The sequence below is a fragment of the Blautia caccae genome (assembly GCF_040095955.1).
GTDB lineage: Bacteria > Bacillota > Clostridia > Lachnospirales > Lachnospiraceae > Blautia > Blautia celeris.
This window is the reverse complement of the sequence record NZ_JBBMFP010000016.1, coordinates 1-26,423: the sequence shown is the minus strand read 5'-3', so window position 1 is coordinate 26,423 and position 26,423 is coordinate 1. Positions and strand designations below refer to the sequence as shown.

Genomic DNA, 26,423 nt, shown 5'->3' with positions numbered 1-26,423 from the left:
CGACAAAACCTGCCGGAATATCACTGGCAGACATAGGCGCCGTCCACAATCAGGTCGGTTCCGGTCGTATACGCGGAAGAATCCCCGGCAAGATATAAAACCGCCCCGATAAGTTCCTCAGGAGTCCCCATCCTGCCGTATGGCATCATCCCTTTCCAGGCGTCCTTCAGCTCCTGGGGGGTGTCTACGGACATAGGCGTGGAGATGTATCCCGGACTTAAACTGTTCACCCGGATGCCATAGGGAATCCATTCCAGGGCCAGGGACTTTGTCAGATGGATAACTCCCGCCTTCGATGCATTGTAGGAAGCCTGCCACTGAGGTATATTTACAATGGTCCCTGACATGGATGCCATGTTGATGATGCTGCCGTGTATCTTTTTCTGTACCATAAGGCGTGCAGCGCTCCGCGCCATAATGTACTCCCCGGTCAGATTCACGTCAACCACCTGCCTGAACTCCTCTATGCTGGCCTCAAAGGTGCTTTTGTGAATGCAGATGCCGGCATTGTTAAACAATACATGAATACCGCCGCTTCTCTTTTCAATCTCCTCCACTGCCCGGTCCACACTCTTCTCATCGGTCACATCAGCCTTGATGTCATAGGCTTTATTGCCGTCCTCCAAAATGAGTTTCACCGTTTCCGCTCCTCCCGAACGGCTTATAACGACAACCTCGGCTCCCGCGCTGGCCAGCCCTCTGGCCACTACCTGTCCGATTCCCCTGTTTCCGCCTGTTACAACAGCGGTCCTGCCTTCAAGTCCAAAAAGTTTGTCAAGATAACTTGCTGATTTTTCAGACACGGTTATATCCCTCCTTTAGTTCTCTGTAGATTTCTTCAATATCTGCGATTCTGGGGTTTGCCTGATAATCAGGCAGTTCATGTCCCCTTTCTGCTATTTTTCTAAGTATATCATATGCAACACCGAATTGGCGGAAATTCAGCCACATTCCCATATTTTTCATCAGTTTTTCTATTTCTCCGCAGCACTCCGATGCAGCCCTGAAACCGATTTATATACTTCCGTATTTATGCCATGCTTCCAACATTGCCCTGTAATTCTCAATTGGTGTCTCAATCGCAACGGCATTGGAGTTGCCGAAGATAAAACCCGGATACTCCCTGCACTCCAAAAGAATTCTCTTTGCCTCTTCATACACCTGGTCCGGCGTTGCAGTCAGCATTATTCCACAGTCCAGATTACCACAGAGTGTCACTCGATTTTCCATAAATTCCTGAACTCTCCTGATATCCATACCCGCAAGCGGATCAATTGCCTGAAGGCCATCCACACCTGAATTCCTAATATCCTCCAATAGCAGATCAATGTTACCATCCGTATGTAAAATTGCCGGAACCCCTTGACTGTGCAAATAATCTGAAAATTTCCGCAAATATGGAAAATACCATCGCTGCTGCTGTTCACGATTGAAAAACGGTGCCCGATTGTCCGCTACATCAGATCCTGTATAAATTGCATCCGCACCTGCATCAATCAGACGTTTCGAGTTTTCCAAAAAGCTGTCATAAATCTTTTTGCACATCTCATCAATTACTTCCGGTTCATCAAACATCTGAAAACAGAATTCCTCGAATTCTTCACCAGAAGGCATTGCAATCACGCCGGCACAGGAACATACAACAGCAAAATCAGGTGCAAGCCTCCTAATATTCCTAACAAGTTGCACCCTATCCAAGTCCGGAAGTGTATAAAAACAATTCCAGGGATTGTCAGGGATTGACACTGCCGAAAATCCCAGTTCTTCACCACACTTCACCAGGATTTCTGCATCCTTTTGCAGCGCACGGCTTCTTTCTGTCTCCGTCAGACTCAAATACTCTTTTCCGGACACAAAATGTTCGCCTCCCACCTGATCCCAAATATGAAAATGCAACTCCCACAGAGGTATTTCCTTCTGTGCTTCCCCATGCCTCAGCACTCTTAAAAAATTTTCTCTTCTGGACAACGTTTCTGCTCCTCCATTTCCTTTATCGAAATTTTCTTATTTGCCTTCTAAACCTTCTGATTTTTCAGACACGGTCATATCCTTCACTCAGCTCTCTGTATATTTCTTCAATATCCGCGATTCTGGGGTTCGCCTGATAATCAGGCAATTCATGTCCCCTGTCTGCTATTCTTCTAAGCATCTCATATTCAACACCGAATTGGCGGAAATTCAGCCACATTCCGATATCTTTCATCAGTTTTTCTATTTCTTCGCAGCACTCCGATGCGGCCCTGGAATCAGAGACATCTTTCAGGGCAGGATTGAAAATGCGTCCCACCTCTGCAAATTTTTTCTCTGCTGCCAGACAGGTGAACCGTAAAAAGGACGGATATGTCAAGGCCAGGGATTCCCCATGCATGATCTGAGGGCAATGTCCGCTGATCGTCATACCCACACCGTGGGGAAGTGTCACGCCTGCGTTGGCAATAGCCAGACCTCCGCAGGTATCTGCCCAGGCCATCCCTTCCCTGGCTTCCATATCTTCACCATCCTTTACCGCCCTTCTCAGATATTGGGCAGCATATTTTATCCCTTCAAGTGCGATCATGTCCGTATACGGAGAAGCTTTTACATTGATATAGCTCTCAAAGCAGTGACAAAAAGCGTCAAAACCGGTGGATGCAGTTATATGGGCAGGCATGGATACTGCAAGCTCCGGGTCGATCAGCGCAACGCGGGGATAAATCAGGTTGTTAAAAATAGCACTCTTGGTACAGGTCTTTGTCTCCGTCATGACTGCAACCTGCGTGACCTGTGACCCTGTCCCCGCTGTTGTGGGAACTGCGATCACAGGCAGCGTTGCCTGCGGCTGCGGATTTTTAAAAAACAGATAATCCCACGCCGTGCCTTCGTTTGCGGCTGCCACGGCAATGGCTTTTGCCGTATCCATGGCAGAACCACCCCCAAGACCGATCACAACCTGGCAGCCTTCTTTTTCGGCAATAGCAGTTCCCTCCTCCACACATTTTGTAGTGGGATTCTGCGATACTTTGTCAAAATGAAAAACGGTAAGGCCGCTGTTTCGCAGGCTTTCTGTAATCCTGTCATATAACTTTTCCCTGGAAGACTTTTTTTTGCCGGTAACCAAAAGGATTTTATTTCCAAGGCCTGCTGCCAGACCGGGAAGCTCTTTAATACAGCCGCTTCCGAAAATAATTTTTGTTGTCTGTTCATATTCAAACTTTTTCTTCATACGCACGCCCCCCGTCACATATAAATATTCTTTCTCTTGATTTTCAGGACAGTAGCAATGTTGTTTTTCCTGGCCTTTGCCGTGTCGATAAGAAGAACATCACCTTCTGCACTCCATGTAAGCGGCTGTCCGTCACCTAAAACGGTTATGCTTTCAATCTCCTCCTTATAGACCATTGGAAGTATATGATGCAGCGCCACCTGGTCTCCTATTCTTCCCAGCGCAGATGCATAGATATACTCATCTCTCATGGTATACCGGATGTCCCTCGGTGTATATTCCACTTCATCCATCTCACTAAAGGCACCGGAACCGGTCATTTTAGTAGGACCCTCCTCTGCTGTACGCCACGGTGTGGTATCATAGACTGCCTCTCCGTTTTCCTCTAGCCATGCCCCCATTTCCAGCAGTATTTTCCTGGCTTCTTCCGGGATGGTTCCATCCGGCTTTGGCCCCACGTTCAAAAGCAGATATCCATTTTTGCTTACATTGTCCAGCAGATAATGGATCAGGGATTTGGCTGATTTATATTCTGCATCCTGCATATATCCCCAGGCTTCTCCCGCGTCCACTGTAGTGTCCGTGATCCAGTCATGGTATGTAGCTTCCGCAAACCTTCCCTGTTCCAGGTCAATCAGACCCGTGCCCACAGGCAGGTGGTTCCATTTGTAGGAGACAACTGTCTTCTGACCATTTTTCTCCGCCATATCCCTGTAGTAAGTGAGAAATTTTCTCTGATAATAATCATTGATAAAAGCCAGACCGAAATCAAACCATATGTAATCCGGGCTGTATGCATCTATGACTTCTTTCAGCTTAATAAACCATTTCTCATGAAACGCCGCGCTCGGAAGGTCCTGTGCGATCCACTGCCTGTCTATAGCGCCGTCCATGGTATCGGACCAGCGGATCGGTTCCGGCAGATATCTTTTGTCAGATCCCCAGTCCATATTATGCGCCTCGCCGTACAGACCTGCGTATCTTGGGTCTGAGGTGTCATATTCCTTTACCCAGTGAGGATAGAATTTCCAATTTTCCGCATGGTGGAAAGCTGTCATGAAGTGCATACCCTGCTTCCGCACTGCTTTTTCCAGTTCTCCTACCACATCCCTCTTAGGCCCCATGGCTGCTGCATTCCATTCATTGACACGGCTGTCCCACATGCTGAATCCATCGTGGTGTTCCGCCACAGGACCTGCAAATCTCGCACCTGCTTTTTTAAATAATTCTGCCCATTCCGCAGCGTCAAATTTTTCCCCGGTAAACATGGGGATCAAATCTTTATATCCCGTCTTGGAAGGGTGTCCGAAATGCTTGCAGTGATAGGCAAACTGGTCGGTCCCCTCCTGATACATCTTATACGGATACCAGGAAACATTTGGACCAAATGCCGGCACACTGTAAACACCCCAGTGTGTATAAATCCCGAATTTTGCTTTTTTCATCCAGTCCGGTGTCCGGTAATCCGTCAGTTCTTTCCAATCCTTTACTTTTATCCCCATAATTTTCTTCTCCTTTTTATTTGTTGGCACCGCTTGTCAGCCCTTTCACTACATTTTCCTGCAGTACCAGATACATGGTAAGAGGCGGCAGAATGGCTATGAAGATAGCTGCCATCAATGCGCCGTAATCACTTTTCCTGGCTCCCACAAAATTAAGCAGACCCACCGAGATGGTTCTGAGTTCCGCCTTACCTATAAACACCATGGAGACCAGAAGGTCATTCCATGTGTACATAAATACAAATATACCAACTGTTGCGATCGCAGGCTTCACAAGGGGCAGAACAATCCTTGTAAATACCTTATATATACTGCATCCGTCAATGATCGCGGCTTCCTCCAGGGATGTGGGAAGGCTGTTCATGGAGCCTGTTATGATAAAGGTAGCCAGCGGCATATGGGACGCTGTAAAAAGCAGGATCAAGATCAGATAATTATCTCTGATATCAAAATTATTGATCGCCCAGGCCAAAGGTACAATGATACTCTGGATTGGCACCATCATTCCCATGACAAAATAAACTCTGACAGCACCCTGTCCCTTAAAACGCAGGCGGGAGATTGCAAAAGAAACCATACTTGCAGCCAGAGCCGTAAGTGCCAGTGTCACAATCGCCAGAAACATGCTGTTTAAAAACTGCCTTCCTATATTTCCTATTTCAATGGCTGTCTTATAATTTTCAAAATGAAATTCCGAAGGAAATTTGAATGGTGAAGTAAAAATTTCTGTATTTGTCTTAATAGATGAAATTATAACGAAATACAGCGGATAAATGAAAATAAAAAGAAAGAAAAAAGAAACCAGGTATAATATTATTTTTTTCGTTATTTTTCTAGTATGATCGTTCATTTTCTTCCTCCTTAATACTCCAGCCGTTCCCGTTTTGTAATGCGGAGACTTATGACAGTAAATATAACGCTCAAAATAAAGATATAAACACCGATAACAGATGCCTTTCCGAAGTCATTGTACCGGAAAGCCTCTTTGTATAAAAGTGTACTGGGCACATCGGTCAGACCGTTTGGACCTCCCTCTGTCATAACATAGACCAGATCAAACGTTTTCAATACTGCGGTTACGATCACAACGATGCTGGAAATGATCGATTCCCATATCATTGGAATGATAATATGGAACACTTTTTTTAATCCCACCGCTCCGTCCAGTTTTGCTGCCTCCACCACATCGTCAGGAATCCCTGAAATAGCAGCGTAACTGACAGTCATATGAAACCCGATGCCGCACCATGTATTCACCAGAATAATAGTTGTCATGGCCGTATTCTTATCTACCAGCCAGCTTTTCACCAGACTGTCAAGACCAATTCCCTGAAGCATGGTATTCAGAACTCCTGTGGGCATCAGAATAAAGTACCAAAGAAGACCAATAACGGTTGTGGAAAGTACCTGAGGTACAAAATACGCAAACTTAAAAAAACGATATCCCCTAAACCGCTCACTGAGCATAACCGCCAGCAGAAGCCCAATGGGAAGCTGCGTACACAATGTCAGCACCATGAACCACATAATATTTTTGATGGAATGCCAGAACATGGCATCTGTAGCAACCGCCTTAAAATTACTGAATCCCACAAATACCATGGGGACATTTTTGATTCCATTCCACTTAAAAAAGGACATGACCAGGGAACCGCCGATAGGAACCATTAAAAGTACTGTATATAAAAGGAATCCCGGCATCAGAAAACATAACACTGCCTTTTTATTCCTTCTTATTCTCTCCATTGCTGTACCTCCTTTTCTGAAAAGGCCGCTGCAGAGCCAAACTGCAGCGGCCTGATGTTACTTCCGGTTACTGGCCTGAACCAGCCGCTTCCAACCGGCTCTGAATCTGTTCTGCCGCTTCATCTGCTGTCATTCCGGTAAGTGCGCCGATAAATGCTTCTCCCACAATATCCTCCAATACTGCCACTGTGTCGTAAGCCCAGGCATCACTGCCCCATACCTTAACATCATTTTCCTTTATCGTGAGCAGATCAGCAAGAAGAGGACTCATCTTGTCAGTTTCCAGTTCAACATCATTTCTGACTGGAATGTTGCCGCAGTCATAGGCATATCTCTGCTGGGTCTCCTTGCTGGCAAACATGCTGGCAAGCTCCCACACATATTTGAGTTTCTCCGGTTCATCCTTCAGGTGACCACCCAATTCCAACTGTGACGGATATGCAATATCATTGTCCTTAAATTCTTCCCTGTCAGTGAAATACGGCATGCGGAATACACCTACATTGTCCTCCATGTCTTTAAGTTCTGCGATCCTCCAGCTTCCGTCAAATGACATGGCTGTCTGTCCGCTGACAAACATAGCTTTTTCTGTCTCATAATCAAGGCCCAGATAATCTTCCCCGAAGATTCCTCTGTCTGCCAGGTCCTGTATAAACGCAATCGTTTCCACTACATCTTCATCTGTCCATTTTGCTTTTCTTCCGCCCAGTTCCTTTGCCTTTTCCACTCCGCACATCTTGTAGAGAAGTCCTGTCTGGATATGTACTACCCGCCATGCATTGGTAGCACCTACAACCCATGGCGTGACCCCTGACTCTTTGAGTTTATCGCATACATCATAGAATTCATCCCAGGTCTCCGGTGCTTTTTCAATCCCTGCTTTCTGGAACAGTTCTTTGTTATAATAGAAGACTTCCATCTGATTGTTAATGGGCAGTGCGTATGTCCCCTCTGTTCCGACAGACGACAGTTCCATCATATCAAGAAGTGTGGAATCCACATTGTCTTTGATATCCGGTGTCTCTGCAATTAAATCGGTCAAGTCCAGAAAAACTCCCGTGTCTGCATATTCCTTCATGATACTGATACCGGGCCACTGGATAATGTCCGCCACATTGCCGGATGCAACATCTGTTTTGAACTGGTTCGTAAAGCTGTTGCTGTCATTCGTACTCTCATCCTGGATAGTGATATCCGGGTATTTTTCCTGAAATTCCTGAAGAACCTCCTCTTTCAGCTTAGTTCCGCTGTCAGCGCCTGACATTCTTGTAAGAAGACGGATTGTGATCTCCTCCCCGCTCCCTTCCTTTTCAGAATCTGTTTTTGCCTCATCTGTCTTTGTCTCTGTCTTACTTTCAGCATCCTGACCTCCGCTGCCCGCGTCCGTATTGCCGCCGCAGGCAGAGAGTCCTGCTGATGCCATAACTGCTGCCAAAAGCACTGCGATTTTCTTTCTCATTCCTTTACTCATAATTAATACCTCCATAATTTTTGCTGTACCCTTAGGACATTTTTTCCGGATCTAATTCCCATATTTTATAAACTTCTTCAGCACCAGGGATGCGGATCCGACTGCGGTGCCGTTCTCACCCATCTGAGAAATAACCAATTTCACCTGCCTTCCTGCAAATTTCATCTGCCTCTCGCGAAGCACTTCCTTTACTTTCTTTAAAAAAATATCACCTGCGTTGGTCAGACCCCCAAATAAAATGATCAGGTCTGGGTCCAGCAGATTAATATAATTTGCCAGTCCGATTCCAATATACTGCATGGCCCGTTCTGTTATCTGTATTGCCAGACGATCCCCCAGACGCGCCGCTTCAAATACTGTTTTCGCTTCAATACGATTGATATCTTCATTAACCAGTTCCATTATTTTCGTTGCATTGCCTTCCAATACAGCGATCTTGGCATCTCTGGCGATAGCATTTCCCGACGCGATAGCCTCCAGACAGCCAAGGTTGCCGCAGTTACATTTTGGCCCGTTTTTCTCCAGGATGATATGGCCAATCTCTCCGCTGCTTCCTGAACTTCCCCTGTAAAACTCCCCTTCCCGCATGATAGCAGAACCAATTCCGTGTCCCAGATTTACCACCAGAAAATTTCTGGAATCCACACCTGCCCCGAAATAATATTCTCCCATAGCCAGTGCCCGGTTTGCGTTCTCAATTGTAATATCCATCTTAAACCGTTCACGGATGGGTGTTAACATGTCAACATTCTCCCATTTAAAATCAGGGGAAAACAGAACCTTTCCGCTTTTCTCATCCAGAATTCCCGGCATGCCGATTCCCATACCTAATATCTGCTTCCTGGACAGTCCGCTCTCGCGTATCACATTCTCTATCACCTGAATCAGCCTGGATATCCATACCTCAGGCACAGCTGTGCCTCCAGTCTCCATGATTTCACGGATAAATACCTCCCCGGCAAGATTCATCATCAGCACATTGGTTTTACTGCGCCCTACCCCTACTCCGATAATATATTTCGAGTCTGGTACCAGCTCCAATAACTCCGGGCGCTTTCCCCCGCTGGATTCACCCTTTCCCACATCCTGCACAAACTGTTTATGAGAAAATTCCTCTGTTATTTTCATGACTGTTGGAATACTAAGGCCGATAGTCCGCGCAATCTCCGCGCGGCTGATAGGCCCTTTTCTTCTTATCAGATCAAAAACCATACTCCGGTTCATCTGCGCCATTGCAAATTTATCATATTTCACTTTTATCTGCTCCTTACCAACTTACTTAATTTAACTAACTAACTGAATAAAAAAAATAATTTCGCTATATTTAGACAAATTATCTTTTTTTTCTTTCCGGTACGCTCAGATGTCTTCCATATTTCGGAGTTACTTAATTAACTTAACTAACTTTATATGTGAATTATAACGTACTGTCCTTTCATTGTCAACCCCTTTTTGTGCATTTTAACATTAATTATGGAGAGATGATTGGGGCGCCGAAAAGTCCCTGAAAAACTTCGCGGGGCGTCCGACTTCTCAGAACGCCCCGCCCTTTTCTATAAACAGCCTTGTCAGCATAGTGGCAGCCCCAATGGCTGTGGCACATTCTCCCAATGTACCAATTCTTATCACAACATTTTTTCCGGTATACTTCATTTTATATTTCTCAACGGTTTTCTGCATCTGCTCAAAAAATAAATCCTGGGATTTTGTCAGACCGCCGGCAAGAATGATCGTATCCGGGTCCAGCAGGTTAATACTGCTGGCTATGGCTATTCCCACATACTCCATTGCCTCCTCTATAACTTTCCGGCTTAATGTATCCCCCGCCCTGGCTGCCTCAAACACCATCTCTGCTTCTATTCTTCCCTGTTCAGATACCATTCTGCTGACCAGACTCTGCTTTCCCTCTTTTATTTCCTGCTCCATCCGTTTCGCAATGGCATTGCCGGAAGCCAGCGCCTCCAGGCATCCTCGATTGCCGCAGTCGCAGAGCGGTCCGTCAGACTCCATGATCATATGCCCGAATTCACCGCAGGTTCCGCTTTTTCCATACAGTAACTCTCCGTTCTCAATAATAGCAGCTCCTATGCCGTACCCCAGATTGATGCATAATATATATTCTGCGTTCTTTGCTGCACCGTAGGTGTATTCTCCAATTGCCAGAGCACGGTTTGCATTTTCTAAAAGAATCCTGAAATCCGGAAGGCGGTTTTGAAAAATGCGCATCAGAGGCACATTTACCCAGTTAAAATCAGGCGAGAAGATAACATCCCCTTTTGCATAATCCAGAATGCCCGGCATACCGATGCCGATTCCCATAAAACGTTCTTTGGAAATACCGCTTTTTATGATCAGGGCCTCCACATGGGATGCTATTTTTTCCAGAAACTGTTCCGGCTTTTTGATATCCTCCTCTGTGGTAGGAAAACATTCCTTTGACATAATGACAGCCGCCATATCGATAATCACGATCTTCACGTAATGGCGGCCGATATCTATTCCTGTTATGTAATAAGCGTTTGAAACAAATTCCAGTAAATCAGGTCTTTTTCCTCCTGTAGACTCACCTTTTCCGATAGTTTTCACCAGATTCTGCCGTTCAAATTCCTCTGTGATCTTCATCACTGTAGGAATACTCAGCTCAGCCTTCCTTGCGATCTCCGCTTTGTTGATCGGGCCTTGTGTCCGAATCATCTCCAGCACTATCTTCTTGTTCAACTGTGCCATCATAGCCTTGTTATATGACATTCTCTTCCCTCATTTTTCTCCCTGACGGACTCTCGTAATTCCTTGGTGTTTTTTTCCAGAGTTTCTTCTTTTATTTTAATCTAGGCCATTCATTTTTTCAACTGTTGATTTGCAGCTTCTGTGTAATAAGTCCAGGCAGGTCTGCGTATATACAGACATCCAGCCCCTCCCAAAGCGATTTTCTGTTCTCTGCTTTTGCAGACGGCCGGCAGAAATTTCTGCCGGCCATCCAAAATACGTCTTTCCTGTTCTTCCATTGTCATGTTTCCCACTTAAATATGACGATACCAGCAATAGCCACTGCCATGCCGATCAGCTTTCTCCATTCAAAACCAACCTTCTCCACGCCGAAGATACCGAATACTTCAATCAGATACGCCACGGCAAGCTGTGCGATCACAATGAGCATTGCCGCACGGGCCGGGCCCAGGGAAGACATGCTCTGGATAACGGTTACGGTGATAAAAGCGCCTATGACTCCGCCCAGTAAGATGTATTTATGATCCACTCTTGCCAGGTCGGTTATCTTGTCTCTTCCTGTAAAGAGCCAAGCTGCAATACAGACCAGAAACGCTGAGATCTGCACCCATCCTGTGGATACCCACAAGCTCGTCTGTTTTGTCAGCGCTGTATTGAATACACCCTGTACGCTCATCAGCGCACCTGACAGAAGTGCAACTAAAAGACCCCACATAAAAAATCCCTCCACATCCTTTTTCTAACTAGAATGTCCCGATAGGCTGTTTTTATGCGAATCTTTATGGAAATGGCAAAACGGACCATCCATTTCGGACAGTCCGCTCACTCTTTTATAAGAATGCAGCAGGTCTGCGCATTTCCTGTGCTGACCGTAAAAAATTATCAGTCAGGCAAAAAGCTTTTCTCCAGCTTTTCAATCATTTCATCCACATCCGCCTCTGTGATCACAAGCGGAGGTACAAGACGAAGAACATCACTTCCTGCAGAAATGACAAGAAGGCCGTTCTCTATGGCTTTTGTCACGATCTCTCCCACCGGGCGGCCGGAGACAACAAGACCCTGCATCAGGCCTTTTCCCCTTCTGGCTGTGAGGAAATCATATTTTTCTGTCAGGGCATCCAGCTTTTTCTCCAGATATGCAGACACTTCTTTTACATGCTCTGTGATCTTTTCACTCTCAAACAGGTCAAAAACTTTGCTGACTGCCGCGCAGGCAAAAGGATTTCCGCCGTATGTGGTTCCGTGGTCACCGGGTACCAGGGAATTCTCTGCTGTCTTTTTATTCAGCACAAAGGCCCCGACAGGAACACCACAGCCCAGAGCTTTTGCGGTTGTCATCACATCCGGCTCCACGCCGTAATCCTGGAAGGCAAACATACATCCGGTCCTGCCCATGCCGCACTGGATCTCATCCAGGATCAGCAGGATATCATGTTCGTCACACAGGGCACGCACACCTTTTAAGAACTCCGGTTCTGCCGGGTAGATGCCGCCCTCACCTTGGACAGTCTCCATAATGACGGCACAGGTCTTCTCCGTGATCTGGCTTTTCACACTCTCCAGATCATTGAAATCGGCAAATTTAATACCGCCGATCAGAGGCTTGAATGGCTCCTGATAGTGAGTATTTCCCGTTACGGACAGAGCGCCTAAGCTTCTGCCGTGGAAGGAATGCTTCATGGCAATGATCTCGTGGTCTGTTTTCTTGTCCTTCAGCCAGGCATATTTCCTGGCCACCTTGATCGCACCCTCAATGGCTTCTGTGCCGCTGTTGGTGAAAAACGCCTTGTCAAGGCCGGAGGCTTTTGTAAGCTTCTCAGCCGCTTCCACCATGGGCACATTGTAGAACAGATTTGACGTGTGGATCACTTTATCGATCTGGTCTTTCAGTGCCCGGTTATATGCCTGGTTGTTGTAGCCCAGAGCAAAAACAGCAATGCCTGCTGCAAAATCCAGATATTCTTTTCCGTCCACATCGTAAAGACGGACGCCGTCTCCCTTTTCAAGAACCACCGGAAAACGGTTGTAGGTGTGGAGAACTACATTCTCCGCCCGTTCCATATATGCATTACTCCTGGTCATCATGATAATATTTCCCCTCGCCTTTCCTCAGAATCGCTGTACCGATCCCTTTATTTGTGAAAATTTCCAAAAGCAGGCAGTGCGGAATCCTGCCGTCCAGAATATGGACTCTGGAAACTCCCTCCTCTATGGCATCAATGCAGTTCTGCAGCTTTGGAATCATACCGCCTCCCACATTGCCGTTTTCGATCAGGTTCTTCGCGTCTTTTACAAAAAGTTCGGAGATGAGGCTGGAAGGGTCCTCCGGATCTCTGTACACGCCCTCAATATCTGTGAGGAATGCCAGCTTCTCCGCTTTCATAGAGCATGCTATGGCACATGCCGCGTCATCCGCATTGATATTGTAAGTGGCAAAATCATCTCCCAGGCCGATCGGACACACGATAGGAAGGAAATCCTTTTCCAGCAGATCATAGAGAATCTTTGGATTTACGGTTTTTACATCGCCCACATAGCCGATATCCTGACCGTCGGAGAGTTTTTTGCTGACATTCAGGAGGCTGCCGTCTTTTCCGCTGATTCCCACTGCCTTTACACCCAGGGACTGCACCAGGGTCACAAGCTCCTTGTTCACTTTTCCAAGGACCATCTCCGCGATTTCCATGGTCTCATCGTCTGTCACGCGAAGGCCGTTTACAAACTTTGCCTCTTTTCCGACCTTACCCACCCAGCGGCTGATCTCCTTGCCGCCGCCGTGGACAATGATGGGTTTAAAGCCAACCAGCTTTAAAAGTACCACATCCTTGATCACGTCGCGTTTGAGCTGTTCATCCACCATGGCGCTTCCGCCGTATTTTACAACAATGACTTTCCTGTTAAAACGCTGTATGTACGGGAGCGCCTCGATCAGCACCTCCGCTTTATCAAGATATTTCTGATTCACCATTTCTCTATATCCTCCGTCAAATATTTGTGTAACTGTTCCGTCTTTGAGACATTATGTATTATGAGCGGTAATCCGCATTGATCTTTACATAGTCATATGTCAGGTCACATCCCCATGCGGTAGCTTCGGCATCCCCCATCTTGATATCCGCAATGGCAGTCACTTCTTTTTCTGACAGGATCTTTGTGGCCTCCTCCTCGCTGTATCCGGTTGCCACGCCGTCCTCTATGATCTTCAGGCTGCCCGCTGCGCTCTCAAAGTATAAATCCACTTTTTCAGGGTCAAACTGCGCTCCGGAATATCCCATGGCGCACAGGATACGTCCCCAGTTGGCGTCGTGCCCGAAAATAGCGGCTTTCGTAAGGTTTGAGGTGATGATGGATTTGCTCAGGGTCACTGCCTGTTCTTTGCTTTCGGCGTGGATCACCTTTACCTCGAACAGTGCGGTGGCGCCCTCTCCGTCTGCTGCGATGTGTTTTGCCAGCCAGGTATTTACATAGCCAAGAGCCTCTGTAAATTTTGCATAATCTTCATTTTTTTCTGTGATCTCCGCATTCTGTGCCTGTGCGTTTGCCAGAAGGAGAACCGTGTCATTGGTGGAGGTGTCGCCATCCACGGAAACCATGTTGTAGGTATCCTTTACACTGTCGCTGAGTGCTTCCTGGAGCAGTTCTTTGCTGATATTCACATCCGTGGTCACAAATCCCAGCATGGTGCACATATTGGGATGGATCATGCCGGAGCCTTTGCACATTCCGCCGATGGTCACTTTCTTTCCGTCTATCTCCGTCTCCACCGCGATTTCCTTCTTCACGGTGTCTGTAGTCATGATGGATTCCGCGGCCAGGGTGCCTGCTGCTGCCGTTTCCGAGAGCAGGGGCACCATTTTCTTCACGCCTGCTTCCAGAATATCCATGGGAAGCTGTTTTCCGATCACGCCTGTGGAAGCCACCAGCACAGAATCTTCCGGGATTCCCAGAATCTCGGCCGCCGCCTGAGCTGTCTTTTTGCAGTATCCAAAGCCCTCTTCCCCTGTACAGGCATTGGCGATCCCACTGTTGCAGACAACCGCCTGCGCTGCCGGCGCATGATAGACAATCTGCTGGTCCCATTTGACAGGGGCTGCTTTTACAACATTTGTGGTGAAAGTACCGGCCGCTTTGCAGGGTACTGTGCTGTATATCATAGCCATGTCCTTGGCATTTCCTTTTTTGATTCCCGCCGCGATTCCCGCTGCCTGAAATCCCTGTGCTGCGGTCACGCCGCCGTTAATAACTTTCATCTGCTTCGTCCTCCTATCACTTACGGGAACATGGGCACCAGCTTCAGGCCCTCTGTCTCCTCAAATCCAAACATCAGATTCATATTCTGCACCGCCTGGCCTGCCGCACCTTTTACCAGGTTATCAATAGCGCCCATCATGATCACGCGGTTTGTTCTCTTGTCGATTTTAAAATTCACATCCACAAAATTGCTGCCCTCCACCCATTTCGTCTGCGGGCATACATCCTGATCCAGGATGCGGATGAAATACTCACTGCCGTAATATTTTTCATAGGCTGCACGGATGGTGTCATAGTCTGCGTCCTTTGTCAGGGAGGCATAGGCAGTCACCAGGATTCCCCTGTTCATGGGCACCAGATGGGGGGTAAAATTCAGACAGAACGCTCTGCCTGCCGCATACCCAAGCTGTTCTTCTATTTCCGGTGTATGGCGGTGGGTTGCCACACCGTATGCCTTGATATTTTCATTGACTTCACAGTAGAGATTGTCAATCTTTGCTCCCCTGCCCGCTCCTGAGGTTCCTGACTTTGCGTCAATGATCAGTGTCTCCGGCCGGATCAGACCTTCTTTTACCAGAGGATAACAGGTTAAAATGCTGCAAGTGGTATAACAGCCCGGGTTTGCCACCAGGCGGGCCTTTTTCACGTCCTCCCGGTTGAGTTCACAGAGGCCGTAGACGGCTTCTTCTATAAAGGACGGGGATTTATGCTGGATTTTGTACCACTCCTCGTATACTTTCACATCCTTTAAACGGAAGTCTGCGCTCAGATCCACAATCTTTACTTTGGAGAGGATCTCTTCATTCACCAGAGACGCGCATAAGCCCTGGGGTGTTGCTGTGAAAATCACATCCACTTCGTCGGCCAGGGCCTCCATATTGTCATCCATACATTTGTCATCCACCAGCTTGAACATATTCTGGTAGACCTCGTAGTATTTTTTATCTATGTAGCTTCTGGAACCGTACCATTTGATTTCCACTTCTTTATGATTTAAAAGTAATCTGACAAGTTCGCCGCCGGCGTAGCCGGTCGCCCCGATGATTCCTGCTTTTATCATGTTCTTCAACAACCTTTCTTAAGTAATCTTTATCTTCTTTCATTTCCGCAGCGCTTTGGCCGCTTGTGTATACCTTTATCATACTCCAGTTGTTTTGCATAGTAAAGCTTTATCCTGTCTGCAGCATGATGCATAAAAGTTTCCCTCGATTGCATAATCATACATCTTTTCTGTATAATATGCAAGCCTTTTTTTGAGAAATTTTCCAGTTTTTTTCTGACACACACATTTGTTATTCCATATATTAATTAAGGAAACTTTGATATCAGGTAAAATGATACATAAAATTTTTTTACATTTTTTTCATTTTACTATTGCATAAATATTAAAGTTGTTGTATAGTAAATCATGTCGAAAGCAAATACAAAATTTTAGAACGGGGCACACGGGCTGCGGGAATGCAGATTCGGATATGCTCCGGTACATAGAAAAAGGAAAATACAGGAGGATTTTATCATGAAAGAAAAGGTTATCTTAGCATATTCAGGCGGACTGGACACAACAGCACTGATTCCGTGGCTGAAAGAAAATTTTGATTATGAAGTTATCTGCTGCTGTGTAGACTGCGGACAGGGAAATGAGCTGGACGGATTGGACGAACGTGCCAAATTATCAGGCGCATCCAAATTATATATTGAAAACATCATCGACGAGTTCTGTGACGATTACATTGTTCCCTGCGTTCAGGCAGGCGCTGTCTATGAGCACAAATACCTGCTTGGTACCTCCATGGCCCGTCCCGGAATCGCCAAAAAACTGGTTGAGATCGCAAGGAAAGAAGGCGCCACTGCTGTCTGCCACGGTGCTACCGGAAAAGGAAATGATCAGATTCGTTTTGAGCTTGGGATCAAAGCTCTGGCTCCTGATCTGAAGATCATTGCTCCATGGCGTATGACCGATGTATGGACCATGCAGTCACGTGAGGATGAGATAGAGTTCTGTAAAGCACACGGCATCAACCTTCCTTTTGACGCAAGTCACAGCTACAGCCGTGACCGTAACTTATGGCACATCAGCCATGAGGGACTGGAACTGGAAGACCCGGCACAAGAGCCCAACTATGATGACCTGCTGGTTCTCGGCGTAACACCGGAGAAGGCTCCGGATGAAGGGGAATATGTGACCATGACCTTTGAAAAAGGTATTCCCACAAGCCTGAACGGAAAATCCATGAAGGTTTCCGAAATCATTACAGAGCTGAATGCCATGGGCGGAAAGCATGGTATCGGTATCATTGATATCGTGGAAAACCGTGTTGTAGGCATGAAATCCCGCGGCGTATATGAGACACCGGGCGGAACCATCCTGATGGAGGCTCATGACCAGTTGGAAGAACTGATCCTGGACCGCGATACCATGGAGACAAAGAAAAAACTGGGCAGCCAGTTTGCCCAGATTGTATATGAAGGAAAATGGTTCACACCGCTGCGCGAAGCGATCCAGGCATTTGTGGAAAGCACACAGCAGTATGTGACAGGTGAAGTGAAATTCAAACTGTACAAAGGCAATATCATCAAAGCCGGTACCACTTCTCCGTACAGCCTGTACAGCGAGTCACTGGCATCCTTCACAACCGGAGACCTGTATGACCACCACGATGCAGATGGATTCATCACTCTGTTCGGTCTGCCGCTGAAGGTTCGCGCCATGAAAATGGCAGAGGCTGCAAAAAGCCAGAATAAATAAGCCTGTATTTTCTTTTACTTATATTTTTATGCGGAAGGCAGCCGGGAGATATCCCGGCTGTCTTTTTGTATGGCAAAATCCGGTCAGGTGGGTAATCTATAGATGCAGTCTGCCAGACGGGAACCCCCGCCTGACGCTGCCAAGAAATTTATAGATTATCTTGTCAACGCAAAGGCTCCGACAAGATAAGCAAAAATTCATCTTTTTATACCAAAAAGACCCGGCGTTCAGACCGGGTCTCTGTTATTAATCTTCGTCCACGTATCTCTGAATATTGGACGCATTGACATATTTCTTTGTCTCCTCACCATTGATGACAATGAGGGTCGGTGCCTGCATCACACCGAATTTCCGTGCCAGCTCCGGGTTCTTCTCCGCGTCCACCAGCTCGTAGTCCTCGCCTTCCAGCATTTGCTTGGCGATCTTGCAGTTGGGGCAGGTCTCTGTGGTAAAGAGATACTTTGCCGTTACCTGTCCGTTCCTGGTCTCCTCTATCCTCACATCCTCTGCTGTCATGGCCACCGTTTTAGTGCTGCCCTTAAAGTCCGAGTGGGCAATATCATAAACGGTACGGTTCTTGTACTCCTGGCTCTTTCCGTCATTCCAGTTCTGCACCGGACGGTAATAGCCTGTAATACGGCTGTAAACCTCAGCCTTCTTACCGCATTTCGGACAGATAAAATGTTCGCCAGAGAGATAACCGTGGTCTTTGCAGACAGAATATGTAGGTGACAGTGTATAGTATGGCAGACGGTAATTCTGCGCTATTTTTCTTACAAGAGCAGCAGCAGCTTTCCAGTCAGGCAGCTTTTCTCCCAGGAACGCATGGAATACGGTACCGGAGGTATACAGAGTCTGCAGTTCGTCCTGAATATCCAGGGCATCGAAAATATCCGCTGTGTAGTCCACCGGAAGATGGGAGCTGTTGGTGTAATACGGTGTGTCCCCTTCGTTTCCTGCTGTTTTGATATCCGGCCAGCGTTTTCTGTCGTGCTTTGCCAGACGGTAGGAGGTGGATTCTGCCGGAGTTGCTTCCAGGTTGTATAAATCACCGTACTCTTCCTGATAATCTTTCAGGCGCTCTCTCATGTGGTTCAGCACACGTTTGGAGAATTCCTGAGTTCTCTCATCAGACATGTCGCATTTCAGCCATCTGGCATTTAAGCCGGCCTCATTCATGCCCAGAAGACCGATGGTGGAAAAATGATTCTCAAAGCTTCCCAGATATCTTCTGGTATACGGGTAGAGTCCCTCGTCCAGAAGTTTTGTGATCACATCCCTCTTGATTTTCAGGGAACGGGCTGAAATATCCATCATATGGTCCAGTCTGCGGAAGAAATCTTCCTCATCCTCTGCCAGATATGCGATCCTCGGCATATTGATGGTCACAACGCCCACGGAACCGGTACTCTCCCCTGAACCGAAGAAACCGCCTGTTTTCTTTCTCAGCTCTCTCAAATCAAGGCGGAGACGGCAGCACATACTCCGGACATCACTCGGCTCCATATCACTGTTGATATAGTTTGAAAAATACGGGGTGCCGTATTTGGAAGTCATCTCAAACAACAGCTTATTGTTCTCTGTATCTGACCAGTCAAAATCCCTGGTGATGGAGTAAGTGGGAATGGGATACTGGAAACCGCGTCCATTGGCATCTCCCTCGATCATGGTCTCAATGAAAGCTTTATTCACCATATCCATCTCTTTTTTACAGTCTTTGTATTTAAACGGCATCTCTTCCCCGCCTACAATGGCCGGAAGCTCTGCCAGATCATTCGGTACGGTCCAGTCCAGAGTGATATTGGAGAAGGGTGCCTGGGTACCCCAGCGGCTCGGTGTATTGACGCCGTAGATAAAGGACTCCACACATTTTTTCACCTCAGGATAGCTTAAGTTGTCAGTCTTGACAAAAGGTGCCAGGTACGTGTCAAAGGAGGAAAATGCCTGGGCGCCTGCCCATTCATTCTGCATAATTCCCAGGAAATTCACCATCTGGTTGCAGAGCACACTCAGATGCTTGGCCGGGGAGGAGGTGATTTTTCCTTCAATGCCCCCAAGACCTTCCTTGATAAGCTGTTTTAAGGACCAGCCTGCGCAGTATCCTGTCAGCATGGACAGGTCATGGATATGGATATCCGCGTTTCTGTGTGCCTCAGCGATCTCCGTATCGTAAATCTCAGACAGCCAGTAATTGGCCGTTACGGCACCGGAATTGCTCAGAATCAGTCCCCCCACGGAGTAGGTCACTGTGGAGTTCTCCTTGACTCTCCAGTCCTCCACCTTCACATAGCTGTTTACAATCTCTTTGTAGTCCAGAATGGTGGACTTCATATTGCGGATTTTTTCTCTCTGTTTTCTGTACAGGATATAGGACTTCGCCACATCAGAGTAACCTGCCTGAATCAGAACATTCTCCACACTGTCCTGAATATCCTCAACAGAAACCTTTCCCTTTACAATTTTCTTCTGGAAATCTGAAGTCACACGGAGTGCCAGCAGATCCAGCATGTCACTGCTGTATTCATTCTCCGTGGCATCGAATGCCTTCTTGACTGCTTCGGCAATCTTATCCAGCTTAAATTCTGCGATTTCCCCATCACGTTTTACTACCTGAAACATTCCTTTTCCTCCTTATATGTAAAGAAGCAGGACCATCTTGCCGCCCCGCCTCGCATTCACAGAGAATAGCCTCTGTATAAACGCTGTAGGTCTATTGTAGCAAAGGTTATACTTTTCGTCAACCGTAAAAACTACCATATATTGTAAACATTCTTTGAATTTTCCAATATATGGTAGTTTTATTAATCAAATTATTAATTCCTGCGTTACTCTTCTGCGGCCTTTGACCGGTCGGTATAACGGCTTACAGACGTCCGAAAATATCCTTTGGAACCCTTGCTTTTACTGCGATTCCGCCGTCTGTATACTCCTCCTCCATGAGCTGTCCGTACTTGCGGATCTGCTGCAGAATCCCTGCATCTTTATAAGGAATCACGCGCTCCAGATAGATCTGGTCTTCCGTCACGATTTTTTCCAGCACTTCTTTGAGCCGCTCCAGGCCCTCCCCTGTTTTGGCAGAAATGCGCAGCACATGGTCAGCATTAAAATCACTGAGGATCTGTTCTCCGGAAAGTTTATCCTGCTTGTTGAAAAGTGTCACCACCTTTTTATTGGTCACTTCCAGTTCCCGGAGGGTATCATATACCACACGCATCTGGTCTTCCATCTGAGGATTGGAAGCATCCACCACATGCAGAATGATATCCGCGTATTTTGCTTCCTCCAGGGTACTTTTAAATGCCTCGATCAAGTGATGGGGCAGCTTCCGAATAAAGCCAACGGTATCCGTCAGATAGACTCTGGTTCCCCCGGAAAGCTCCAGCATTCTGGTTGTCGGGTCCAGTGTGGCAAACAGTTTGTCCTCAGAAAGGACCCCGGCATCTGTCAGTGTATTCAAAAGGGTAGACTTACCCGCATTGGTATACCCTACAATAGCGGCTGTCATGACACGGTCCCTTTTCCGGCCCTCGCGCAAAAGCTCCCTGTGGCGCTTCACCTGCTCAAGCTCCCGCTTTAACTGGGAAATGCGCTCCTTGATCAGACGCCTGTCCATCTCCAGCTTCTTCTCACCGGGACCTCTGGTTCCGATACCGCCGCCCAGACGGGAAAGGGAATTGCGCAGCCCCACAAGCCGCACTGCCCGGTAGCGAAGCTGTGCCAGCTCCACCTGGATCTTTCCTTCGCTGGTGGAGGCGTGATCCGCAAAAATATCAAGTATCAGAAGAGTCCTGTCCATCACCTTACAGTCCAGCTCCTGCTGCAGGTTGTTCATCTGCACCGGCGACAGCTCATCATCGCAGATAATGCCTGTGGCATCCAGCGCCGTGAGCAGCATTTTCAGCTCCTCCATCTTGCCCTTTCCCACATAGGTACCGGGATGGATCCGCTCTCTTTTCTGGATCACCGTTCCCACCACCAGTGCACCTGCTGTTTTTGTAAGCTCCGCAAGTTCTTCCACGGATTCCTCCGTATCGTCGCCGTCCCCCTCCTGAACGCCTACCAGGATGACACGCTCCTCTGCTTCGTTTAAATCGTATAACTGCATAAAAATCTCCTATAATATGTCTCTGTCAACTTGTCTTCCTGCTGTCCGCAGAGATAATCTGTAAAACTGTCTTATCATCATAACGCTTTTTCTATATGCTGACAAGGGTACATTTTTCACAAAAACATCTTGCAGTACCGTGATGGTTTTCTTTTCGGTAATATGATAAGAATTGAAATGTTCCCCCAATACAGAGCCAGGCGGATTTGTCAGCAGCGTGAATGCAGCTTCACACATGCCGGCAAATCCGCCTGAATTTCCATAAAGACATCTATACACATTCTTTTCTCTCATATATTTTTGAAGAGATAATATAGGATGCCAGCAAAAATACAATACAAAATACTCCAAATCCTGCCACTGCCATGTTCTGGTTCCGATACAGAAAATCTGTCATAGAGTTGTAAAATGCGGAATTTGTAAACATAGAGCTGAAAAATCCCACTACCACAACGGTTCCTGAAAGTAAGTACTGAACTTTTACCACTCCTACTTTATATACGACGGGAATGAAAATTCCCATTAACAGAATGTAAACAGACAATGCCTGCATGATCTGCCATACATGCAAAACGTTTCGATTCATGATAAGACAGACTGCCTCATATCCCGCTGTGCAGAGCAGAAAAAACAGGGTCATGATCAAATACCTCACAGCCACCAGTATTTTCTTTGAACAGGGCGCACACAAGAGTATAACTTCACCTCCGGGATATTTTTCCTCTTCCGTACAAATATTTCCAAACAATATCAATCCCAAAATGTTGACTATCATCAGAAGCGGCACAGCCCCCACATCTATCTGAGCATCAAGTCTCCAGTTCAGGAAAACCGGCATACCGATAATCATCACAAGCATGATCAAAAAATTCTTTTTAACGAGTCTGACATCTTTCATAAACAGTGCTCTTACCATACTCTTCACTCCCCTTTCCCATACATGCCATCAGTATCTCCTCCATATCCGGCCTCTCAAACACCACATCCGGAATCAGACGCTTCATGTCCTCTGTCCTGCTGGTGACAGCGGTAAATCCGTATTGGGTTTTCCTAAGACTGATGCACAGTTCTTCTGCCTCCCCGGTCAAATCCCTGCTGTCACCCTTTGCGATCCTGTATTCCTCCATCAGGGCATCCTTCTCCTTCTGGAATACAATCCTGCCCTTGTCAATGAGAATAACAATATCTGCCACCTTTTCAATATCAGTCGCAATATGAGTAGAAAAAAATACACCTCTGCCCTCCCGCTCCATATACTCCCTGAGACTTTCCAGGATCTGTGCCCTGGTGAGCAGGTCAAGGCCGCTGGAGGGTTCATCCATGATCAAAAACTCCGCATGGTGTGACATGGCAAGCGCCAGGGAAAACTTCACTTTCATTCCTCTTGACAATTCCTGTATCTTCTGTTTCTCGTTCAGGGAGAATTTACGTATCCAGTCCTTATACACGGAATCGTCCCAGTTCTTATACAGGGAAGCGAAAAGAGATGCCGTCTCCTTCAAGGTAAACATTCCGTAAAAGCCTCCGTTATCCGTAACCACACCAATCCGGTTCTTAATCTCCTGTTCGCTCTCCTTCCCTCCATACATATCCATTCCAAGAATATTCACCTGGCCGCCGTCTCTATGTATCAGATTTAAGATGCCTCGGATGGTGGTTGTCTTGCCGGCACCGTTGTTTCCCACAAATCCCGCAATACACCCCTCCGGTACGGTAAAGCTGACATCCTGAAGTTCAAACCTGCTATAGTTTTTCCTTAGATTCCTTACTTCCAGCACATTATCCATTTCCAATCTCCTCGCTTAAAATGTCCAGCATCTCCATGATCTCCTCTTTGCTGATATCCAGCATAGATGCCAGTTTCAAGGCTTCCGTAAGCTTTTCCTCAATCATTCTGCGTTTGGATTCCCTGAAAAGTTCTGTGTTACCGGCCTTTACAAAAGTTCCCAGTCCAACCTGACTGACCACAAACCCCTCTTTTTCCAGCTCCTCATAGACTCTTCTGATGGTCAGCACACTGACCTTCAGATCATTGGCAAAACTGCGGATAGATGGAAGCAGCTCCCCCTCCTGCAGCTCACCGCTCAGGATATTCTCCTTTATCTGCTCCATGATCTGCTGGTACAGCGGTTCGTTGGCCGTGTTTGATATTGTTATCTTCATGACTCACCCCTTTAGTGTGTATCTCTATACATCACACTATACACTTACATATCTCTTGTGTCAATAGCTGAATGAAAAAAGCTGCCGCATGATTCCTGTTGATACAAAGCGATTCTCCCATCCTCCTTTATCACTTTCAACTGCTTTCCTCCAAAGGGGACGGTAAGGCAGAATTCTTTTATGGAATCCGGAATATGGGGTTCAAACCTGTATCCATTATGCTCTCCCAGGTCCGGATGGATCCCCGCCAGTTCCTCGATCAAAATACTGACAGGCGCTGTGGCCCAGGGATGGCATAAGCTGGTATTCCACTTCTGTTCCTTTCCCCATGCCTCAAAACAGGCGGAAGCCCCCTCCCGCAGCATGTTGACCCAGCCGTGTTCCCCTTCATTGACCAGAAGCCTGTATACGCTCTCATAACGTCCTGCATCCGCAAGAGCTTTGAGAACAAAATAACTTGGCATGACACCGCAGCAGAACCCTTTTTCCTCCAGAAAATCCGCTACACGGTCCGCTGCCTCCCCGGGTACCAGCCCGAAATACAGCGCGTACAGATTGGAGTGGAGAGAACAGTGTCCGCTCTGCTTACTGTCTGCAAACAGTTTTCTGTCCGGTCGATAAAAAGCCTCTATATAGGCAGCCCGTATTTTTTCAAAGGAACAGGATGCGGGTATTCCCAGAATCCGCTCTATCTCTGTCAACGCCCTGAATGCCCCTGCATACAGAGCATTGATGACATTGTGGCAGCCTTTTGCCACCACCGGGCGGCTCAGGGTAAAATCATACCCGTCACGCAGATTTTCAGGCCAGTCCACCAGATTCCACTTCTCTGACACCCGGTCTAAAAGCCCGCTTTCGTCCTCATACACAGAAAAATAATTTACAACACCTCTGGCAGTATCATAATATTTTCTCAGAAATCCCTTGTCCCCGGTGAATGCATAGTCTGTCAGCAGAAGCTGCGACCACAGCAGGGAAAAATCAGCGATTTCCTGCATAAAGGCCCCCGGAGCCACTGCCATAAGGCCGGGACAGATGTCTTTTGTAAGGGCAAACTGGTCAATACATTTTCTCAGCATCTCTGTCTTTCCCGTCAGCCACACCTGGGAACGTGACGTGACCACCGCGTCCCCCAGATACTGCCCCTTCTCTCTTGTGGGACAGTCAAGATATGCCTCCTGGGTACCGTATTTTACCGTGTTTCTGCACATGGAAAATATGCCTGCCAGTTTTTCCTCTGTGGTTCTCAGTGTACACAGGGAATCCTCCATGGGATAATGACGGATCAGGACGCGGATCTCCAGAATCTTTACGCCGCTTCCAAAGCGGATCTCCGCGTATCGGAATCCTTTGTAGTCATACGGCTCCAGCTCGCAGATTCCGCCGTCCAGTGTCCATATCTCCCGGTATGTGCAGCCACAGCGCATGTCACAGCGGACACTGCCGTCCTTGCGCAGCTCCTCCCCGCAGAGAATCTCCACTTCCGCTCCGGGCGGGCCGGAGGCTTTGATCCGCAGACTGCCTGTGATCTCACGGCCTATGTCCACATACCAGCAGCCATCCTCTTTTTTTACTGTTTCCGGTGCCCTTTCGTATACAGCCAGCATTTTTGTGGGCTGCCTGACACAAGTATAGTCTGCCCACTCTGCCTTTATCATAGGCTCCCACCGGCTGTCATCAAACCCGGGAAGATTCCAGTCCGCATCCCAGCGCCGGCTGTCAAAGTTCTCCAAGAACTGCGTCTCATAGCCTGTTGTCTCCCCTGTATAGGCCTCGGATATTTTGTATTTCCAGGAAAGGGGGAGGCATTCCTCCGAACTTCTGCAGATTAGCTGTGCGGTAAGGGCAAAGCGTCCGTCCCCGCTGTTCCACACACGGTTGATAAGTCCCTGGTAATAGAGATGTACTGCCAGCACATTTTTTCCGGGATGCAGAAATTCTGTAATATCTATCTCATTGTAATAATATTTCTCCGGCCACGCCGGGGCAGGGCCCTGTCCTGCAAATCTGCCGTTGACCCACAGCTTGTAGTAATCATCTGCGGATATGCGCAGCAGATACTTCTCTCCGTTCCCCTCTGTCTCCACATCTGAGCGGGCAAGAACATGGAGATTCTGCACCGGAAACACCTGCATGGTGCGCTTTTGGTGTTCTTTGTGATAAGGCTTTTCCGGTTTTATGCCGTCAAACAGAGGGATAGTCAGCCAAACCGGTTCAAATTTTGTCATATGTCTCACTCCTGTTGATAAGCTGAAAATTTCCTAAAATTCATTGTTTCTGCTCTATCATAAGGCATTCAGGTTTTTAAGTACATGTAACTTTTTTGGATTATATGTACTATTTCTCTCTTTCTTATCTCCGAAGGTATGAAAAAAGAATCCAGCAGAAGACATCTATAGTCCAAATTGAAAAACAAAATGCCGGCAGATGGATGTGATATGATACCTCTTAAGTAGACAATGGAAATAACCAAAAGCTACTTAGGAGGTATTTTTATGTCCAAATCACCA

The 26,423-nt window shown here is 47.1% G+C and carries 22 protein-coding genes; 1 reads left to right on the top strand and 21 read right to left on the bottom strand.

The features are described from left to right. Nucleotides 1-20: 20 nt before the first annotated feature. The 15 genes from WMO65_RS16870 to argC form a co-directional block, all read right to left on the bottom strand. Complete coding sequence (locus WMO65_RS16870) at nt 21-803, bottom strand: SDR family oxidoreductase (protein WP_181014417.1); 783 nt, start codon at nt 801-803, stop codon at nt 21-23. Next, nucleotides 796-966: a hypothetical protein gene (locus WMO65_RS16865; RefSeq protein ID WP_187370720.1), complete on the bottom strand. Its 171-nt coding sequence runs from the start codon at nt 964-966 to the stop codon at nt 796-798. Before WMO65_RS16865 ends, WMO65_RS16870 begins: the two co-directional genes overlap by 8 nt. A 48-nt stretch (nt 967-1,014) precedes the next feature. Next, entirely contained in the window at nt 1,015-1,968 is a 954-nt protein-coding gene (locus WMO65_RS16860; RefSeq protein WP_033140997.1) for a uroporphyrinogen decarboxylase family protein, read from the bottom strand. Between the two features lie 64 nt (nt 1,969-2,032). Further along, nucleotides 2,033-3,202 carry an iron-containing alcohol dehydrogenase gene (locus WMO65_RS16855; RefSeq protein ID WP_033140998.1) on the bottom strand — a complete coding sequence of 390 codons (1,170 nt, stop codon included), beginning with the start codon at nt 3,200-3,202 and terminating at the stop codon, nt 2,033-2,035. A 14-nt stretch (nt 3,203-3,216) separates the two neighbouring features. Next, a complete protein-coding gene (locus WMO65_RS16850) occupies nt 3,217-4,704 on the bottom strand; it encodes an alpha-L-fucosidase (protein WP_033140999.1) in 1,488 nt (495 codons plus the stop codon). Nucleotides 4,705-4,720: 16 nt separating this feature from the next. Continuing rightward, entirely contained in the window at nt 4,721-5,554 is an 834-nt protein-coding gene (locus WMO65_RS16845) for a carbohydrate ABC transporter permease (protein WP_052099383.1), read from the bottom strand. Nucleotides 5,555-5,565: 11 nt separating this feature from the next. Continuing rightward, nucleotides 5,566-6,450 (bottom strand): carbohydrate ABC transporter permease, encoded by an 885-nt coding sequence (locus WMO65_RS16840; protein WP_148393895.1) that lies wholly within the window; start codon nt 6,448-6,450, stop codon nt 5,566-5,568. Nucleotides 6,451-6,517: 67 nt separating this feature from the next. Further along, complete coding sequence (locus WMO65_RS16835) at nt 6,518-7,921, bottom strand: ABC transporter substrate-binding protein (RefSeq protein ID WP_052099386.1); 1,404 nt, start codon at nt 7,919-7,921, stop codon at nt 6,518-6,520. Nucleotides 7,922-7,972: 51 nt separating this feature from the next. Further along, entirely contained in the window at nt 7,973-9,175 is a 1,203-nt protein-coding gene (locus WMO65_RS16830; protein ID WP_052099388.1) for an ROK family transcriptional regulator, read from the bottom strand. A gap of 279 nt (nt 9,176-9,454) precedes the next feature. Further along, nucleotides 9,455-10,669, bottom strand: a complete 1,215-nt coding sequence (locus WMO65_RS16825; RefSeq protein ID WP_243128873.1) for an ROK family transcriptional regulator — start codon at nt 10,667-10,669, stop codon at nt 9,455-9,457. Between the two features lie 259 nt (nt 10,670-10,928). Next, entirely contained in the window at nt 10,929-11,363 is a 435-nt protein-coding gene (locus tag WMO65_RS16820) for a DMT family transporter (protein WP_033141002.1), read from the bottom strand. A gap of 167 nt (nt 11,364-11,530) precedes the next feature. Beyond that, entirely contained in the window at nt 11,531-12,733 is a 1,203-nt protein-coding gene (locus tag WMO65_RS16815; RefSeq protein WP_033141003.1) for an aspartate aminotransferase family protein, read from the bottom strand. Next, on the bottom strand, nt 12,717-13,616 hold the full coding sequence (gene argB / locus WMO65_RS16810) for an acetylglutamate kinase (RefSeq protein WP_033141004.1): 900 nt from the start codon (nt 13,614-13,616) through the stop codon (nt 12,717-12,719). The genes WMO65_RS16815 and argB overlap by 17 nt, the downstream gene beginning before the upstream one ends. A gap of 58 nt (nt 13,617-13,674) precedes the next feature. Then, complete coding sequence (gene argJ / locus WMO65_RS16805; protein WP_033141005.1) at nt 13,675-14,898, bottom strand: bifunctional glutamate N-acetyltransferase/amino-acid acetyltransferase ArgJ; 1,224 nt, start codon at nt 14,896-14,898, stop codon at nt 13,675-13,677. Nucleotides 14,899-14,918: 20 nt separating this feature from the next. Continuing rightward, nucleotides 14,919-15,959 carry an N-acetyl-gamma-glutamyl-phosphate reductase gene (gene argC, locus WMO65_RS16800; RefSeq protein WP_187370709.1) on the bottom strand — a complete coding sequence of 347 codons (1,041 nt, stop codon included), beginning with the start codon at nt 15,957-15,959 and terminating at the stop codon, nt 14,919-14,921. Nucleotides 15,960-16,415: 456 nt separating this feature from the next. Here argC and WMO65_RS16795 point away from each other — a divergent pair, with 456 nt between their 5' ends. Continuing rightward, entirely contained in the window at nt 16,416-17,645 is a 1,230-nt protein-coding gene (locus tag WMO65_RS16795) for an argininosuccinate synthase (protein WP_033141008.1), read from the top strand. A 246-nt stretch (nt 17,646-17,891) separates the two neighbouring features. On the opposite strand, the gene WMO65_RS16790 is transcribed toward WMO65_RS16795, so the two are convergent. The 6 genes from WMO65_RS16790 to WMO65_RS16765 form a co-directional block, all read right to left on the bottom strand. Continuing rightward, entirely contained in the window at nt 17,892-20,264 is a 2,373-nt protein-coding gene (locus WMO65_RS16790) for a ribonucleoside triphosphate reductase (protein WP_033141009.1), read from the bottom strand. A 244-nt stretch (nt 20,265-20,508) separates the two neighbouring features. Continuing rightward, nucleotides 20,509-21,750: a GTPase HflX gene (hflX, locus tag WMO65_RS16785; protein WP_033141010.1), complete on the bottom strand. Its 1,242-nt coding sequence runs from the start codon at nt 21,748-21,750 to the stop codon at nt 20,509-20,511. Between the two features lie 271 nt (nt 21,751-22,021). Next, the gene (locus WMO65_RS16780; RefSeq protein WP_187370708.1) at nt 22,022-22,648 is read right to left on the bottom strand and encodes an ABC-2 transporter permease; all 627 of its coding nucleotides are present in this window, start codon (nt 22,646-22,648) and stop codon (nt 22,022-22,024) included. Then, the gene (locus WMO65_RS16775) at nt 22,626-23,537 is read right to left on the bottom strand and encodes an ABC transporter ATP-binding protein (protein WP_148393891.1); all 912 of its coding nucleotides are present in this window, start codon (nt 23,535-23,537) and stop codon (nt 22,626-22,628) included. The genes WMO65_RS16780 and WMO65_RS16775 overlap by 23 nt, the downstream gene beginning before the upstream one ends. Next, a complete protein-coding gene (locus WMO65_RS16770; protein ID WP_033141013.1) occupies nt 23,530-23,913 on the bottom strand; it encodes a GntR family transcriptional regulator in 384 nt (127 codons plus the stop codon). The genes WMO65_RS16775 and WMO65_RS16770 overlap by 8 nt, the downstream gene beginning before the upstream one ends. Before the next feature lie 44 nt (nt 23,914-23,957). Beyond that, complete coding sequence (locus tag WMO65_RS16765) at nt 23,958-26,141, bottom strand: family 78 glycoside hydrolase catalytic domain (protein WP_148393889.1); 2,184 nt, start codon at nt 26,139-26,141, stop codon at nt 23,958-23,960. Nucleotides 26,142-26,423: the final 282 nt, after the last annotated feature.

What these genes read in the sequence shown, in the direction of transcription:
- WMO65_RS16820 (WP_033141002.1), bottom strand. Translation starts at nt 11,363, where the DNA reads ATGTGGGGTCTTTTAGTTGCACTTCTGTCAGGTGCGCTGATGAGCGTA.
- WMO65_RS16850 (WP_033140999.1), bottom strand. Translation starts at nt 4,704, where the DNA reads ATGGGGATAAAAGTAAAGGATTGGAAAGAACTGACGGATTACCGGACA.
- WMO65_RS16765 (WP_148393889.1), bottom strand. Translation starts at nt 26,141, where the DNA reads ATGACAAAATTTGAACCGGTTTGGCTGACTATCCCTCTGTTTGACGGC.
- argJ (WP_033141005.1), bottom strand. Translation starts at nt 14,898, where the DNA reads ATGAAAGTTATTAACGGCGGCGTGACCGCAGCACAGGGATTTCAGGCA.
- WMO65_RS16835 (WP_052099386.1), bottom strand. Translation starts at nt 7,921, where the DNA reads ATGAGTAAAGGAATGAGAAAGAAAATCGCAGTGCTTTTGGCAGCAGTT.
- argC (WP_187370709.1), bottom strand. Translation starts at nt 15,959, where the DNA reads ATGATAAAAGCAGGAATCATCGGGGCGACCGGCTACGCCGGCGGCGAA.
- WMO65_RS16865 (WP_187370720.1), bottom strand. Translation starts at nt 966, where the DNA reads ATGAAAAATATGGGAATGTGGCTGAATTTCCGCCAATTCGGTGTTGCA.
- WMO65_RS16775 (WP_148393891.1), bottom strand. Translation starts at nt 23,537, where the DNA reads ATGGATAATGTGCTGGAAGTAAGGAATCTAAGGAAAAACTATAGCAGG.
- WMO65_RS16855 (WP_033140998.1), bottom strand. Translation starts at nt 3,202, where the DNA reads ATGAAGAAAAAGTTTGAATATGAACAGACAACAAAAATTATTTTCGGA.
- hflX (WP_033141010.1), bottom strand. Translation starts at nt 21,750, where the DNA reads ATGCAGTTATACGATTTAAACGAAGCAGAGGAGCGTGTCATCCTGGTA.
- WMO65_RS16770 (WP_033141013.1), bottom strand. Translation starts at nt 23,913, where the DNA reads ATGAAGATAACAATATCAAACACGGCCAACGAACCGCTGTACCAGCAG.
- WMO65_RS16780 (WP_187370708.1), bottom strand. Translation starts at nt 22,648, where the DNA reads ATGAAAGATGTCAGACTCGTTAAAAAGAATTTTTTGATCATGCTTGTG.
- WMO65_RS16825 (WP_243128873.1), bottom strand. Translation starts at nt 10,669, where the DNA reads ATGTCATATAACAAGGCTATGATGGCACAGTTGAACAAGAAGATAGTG.
- WMO65_RS16845 (WP_052099383.1), bottom strand. Translation starts at nt 5,554, where the DNA reads ATGAACGATCATACTAGAAAAATAACGAAAAAAATAATATTATACCTG.
- WMO65_RS16790 (WP_033141009.1), bottom strand. Translation starts at nt 20,264, where the DNA reads ATGTTTCAGGTAGTAAAACGTGATGGGGAAATCGCAGAATTTAAGCTG.
- WMO65_RS16840 (WP_148393895.1), bottom strand. Translation starts at nt 6,450, where the DNA reads ATGGAGAGAATAAGAAGGAATAAAAAGGCAGTGTTATGTTTTCTGATG.
- WMO65_RS16815 (WP_033141003.1), bottom strand. Translation starts at nt 12,733, where the DNA reads ATGATGACCAGGAGTAATGCATATATGGAACGGGCGGAGAATGTAGTT.
- WMO65_RS16795 (WP_033141008.1), top strand. Translation starts at nt 16,416, where the DNA reads ATGAAAGAAAAGGTTATCTTAGCATATTCAGGCGGACTGGACACAACA.
- argB (WP_033141004.1), bottom strand. Translation starts at nt 13,616, where the DNA reads ATGGTGAATCAGAAATATCTTGATAAAGCGGAGGTGCTGATCGAGGCG.